This is a genomic window from Frankia gtarii (genome assembly GCF_025403375.1).
GTDB lineage: Bacteria > Actinomycetota > Actinomycetes > Frankiales > Frankiaceae > Frankia > Frankia gtarii.
The window spans coordinates 1-2,360 of the sequence record NZ_JAMPTM010000482.1; the positions used below are offsets into that span (position 1 = coordinate 1).

The window sequence follows — 2,360 nt, forward strand, 5'->3', positions numbered from 1 at the left end:
CCCCGCCCCCTGCGGCCGAGCCCACACCGACCGAGGTCACCACGCTTTCCCCAGGAACGGCGACGCCCCACGGCACCGCGGCCTCCAACGGAACCGGGTACTCCAACGGCGTCTCCATCTCCAGTGGCATCGCCACGTCGAACGGAGTCTCCATCTCCAACGGTGTCTCCATCTCGAACGGGGTTGCGGCCTCGAACGGGACCGCGAAGCCGGCCAGGACGGCGGGCCCGCTCGCGATGGCATCCCCGGCCGGCGCCGTCATGTCGAACGTGCTGGTGATCCCCCACGGGGCCACCGGAGCACGCGGCGGATCCGGATCGAACGGCACGTCCGGATCGCACGGCGGATCCGGGTCGAACGGCACGTCCGGGTCGAACGGGTCGAACGGGACCACGGCCTCCGCAGGGGCGGCGCACGGAGCCGGTTCCGCCGCATCCGCGCCGAACGGGACGGTGGTGCTCGGCGCATCGAACGGCACGGTCGCCGCCTACGCGCCGCCCGCCGCCGGTGAGGTGCCGCCCGCCGTGAGTGGGCTGGCCGCGGTGAACTCGAAGATCCGCGCCTACGTCGCGCTCATGAAGCTGCGCGTGGTCGAGCTGCTGCTCGTCACCACCGTGCCGGTGATGATGCTCGCGGATCGGGGGATGCCCTCGATCTGGCTGATCGTCGTCACCCTCGTCGCCGGCACCCTGGCGGCCGGCAGCGCCAACACGATCAACTGCTACGTCGACCGGGACATCGACCAGGTCATGGCCCGCACCAAGCGCCGCCCCCTGGTCCGCGCCACCGTCACCCCGGCCGAGGCGCTTGTCTTCGGCATCGTGATCGGCATCGTCTCGACACTGATGTTCGGCCTGCTGGTGAACTGGCCGTCGGCGCTGCTCGCGGACGGCGCGATCGCCTTCTACGTCTTCGTCTACACCCTCGGGCTCAAGCGCCGGACCCCGTCGAACATCGTCATCGGCGGCGCGGCCGGCTGCTTCCCGGTCCTCATCGGGTGGTCCGCGGTCACCGGCACCGTGGGCTGGTCGGCGGTGCTGCTGTTCGCCGTGGTGTTCTTCTGGACCCCGCCGCACTTCTGGGCGCTGGCGATGAAGTTCCGCGACGACTACGCCGCCGCCGGTATCCCGATGCTGCCCGTCGTCGCCCCCGTCGAGGTGGTGACCCGGCGGATCCTCGGCTACTCCTACGCGATGGTGGCCGCCTCGCTCGCGCTGGTCCCGGTGGCCCACACCGGCCCGGTGTACCTGGTGTCCGCCGTCGTGGTCGGCGCCTGGTTCCTCGCCGAGGCGCACCGCATCGACCGCCGGACCCGCCGCGGCGGCGACCCCCGCCCCATGCGCCTGTTCCACATGTCGATCACCTACCTGACCCTGCTGTTCGTGGCCATCGCGGTCACCGCCGTCGTCTGACCCCCGCTCCGCCTCGACTCCGACCGATCCGACCCCCCAGACGCGCCGACCGCACACCCGCGGCCGGCGCGTCTGCTGCGTCCGGGGTGCGATGATCGGTGACCCTCATGGTGGCGCGGTTCCGCGGAACACTTCACGGTCCCGCCGGGCAGCGCTTCCTGCAGAGATGATCAGCCGTCTCGCCGCAGGCCAGGCCACAGCGAGCCGTTCACGCAGGTTGCGGCCCGCCCGGAATGACCAGCGGCGAGGCACCGTCCAAGGCGTGAGGCCGCGGACCGCGTTGCGATCTTTCTCGACGAGTCGCGAGAAAGGGTAACGCCCTTCCCTCGATCGGAGTCGGGGCATGCTGGCGTGATGCGGGCTGGACGGTTCAGCGGTCTGTTCCGCCCCGGCCGCACCGCGCCGCACCGCCTCGCCTTGCCTTGCCCGGGGTGTCTGGCCTTCGGTCGACGGACCTGGATTTCGGTGTGCCGTCGGTGCGCAGTGTGACGCGGTCAGGCGGGCTGCCACAGCTCGACCCGATTGCCCGCGGGATCGGTGACCCAGCCGAATCGGCCGACACCCTCCATCTCCTGCGTTCCTTCGGCCACATCCGCTCCCTTGGCGCGCAGTTGCGCGAGCATGGCATCCAGGTCGCGGACCCGGAAGTTGAGCATGGTCTGCTGGGCGCGGGACCCGAAGTAGTCGGTCTCGGACTCGAACGTCGCGAACACCGTCGGCCCGGCTTCCTGACGCCACAGGCCGAACTCGTCGGCGTCCAGGCCCAGGCAATCGTGGTACCACGCGCTCAGGGCCGCCGGGTCGGCGGCCCGCAGGAAGTATCCACCGATCCCAAGCACGCGTTCCATGGCGTCATCCTGCCAGGACGGCGATCAGGCGGGCTGGCACACATCATCCCGTCCGGCCTTGTCCGCAATCAGGGGCGGGGCGCACCGACCGGCTGGGGAG

The 2,360-nt window shown here is 71.0% G+C and carries 3 protein-coding genes; 1 reads left to right on the top strand and 2 read right to left on the bottom strand.

Annotated elements, in window-relative coordinates; translation table 11 throughout:
• Positions 1 to 478 (bottom strand): hypothetical protein (locus NBZ83_RS31670; protein WP_261576459.1); only part of this gene is annotated, 478 nt, incomplete at its 3' end.
• 97 nt (positions 479 to 575) lie between these two features.
• Here NBZ83_RS31670 and NBZ83_RS31675 point away from each other — a divergent pair.
• Positions 576 to 1,412, top strand: a complete 837-nt coding sequence (locus NBZ83_RS31675; RefSeq protein ID WP_438803268.1) for a heme o synthase — start codon at positions 576 to 578, stop codon at positions 1,410 to 1,412.
• A 494-nt stretch (positions 1,413 to 1,906) separates the two neighbouring features.
• Here the strand turns inward: NBZ83_RS31675 and NBZ83_RS31680 are convergent, their stop codons facing one another.
• Entirely contained in the window at positions 1,907 to 2,260 is a 354-nt protein-coding gene (locus tag NBZ83_RS31680; RefSeq protein WP_261571170.1) for a VOC family protein, read from the bottom strand.
• Positions 2,261 to 2,360 lie beyond the last annotated feature (100 nt).

Coding starts and splice junctions, on each gene's coding strand:
- NBZ83_RS31675 (WP_438803268.1), top strand. CDS start 576: ATGAAGCTGCGCGTGGTCGAGCTGCTGCTCGTCACCACCGTGCCGGTG.
- NBZ83_RS31680 (WP_261571170.1), bottom strand. CDS start 2,260: ATGGAACGCGTGCTTGGGATCGGTGGATACTTCCTGCGGGCCGCCGAC.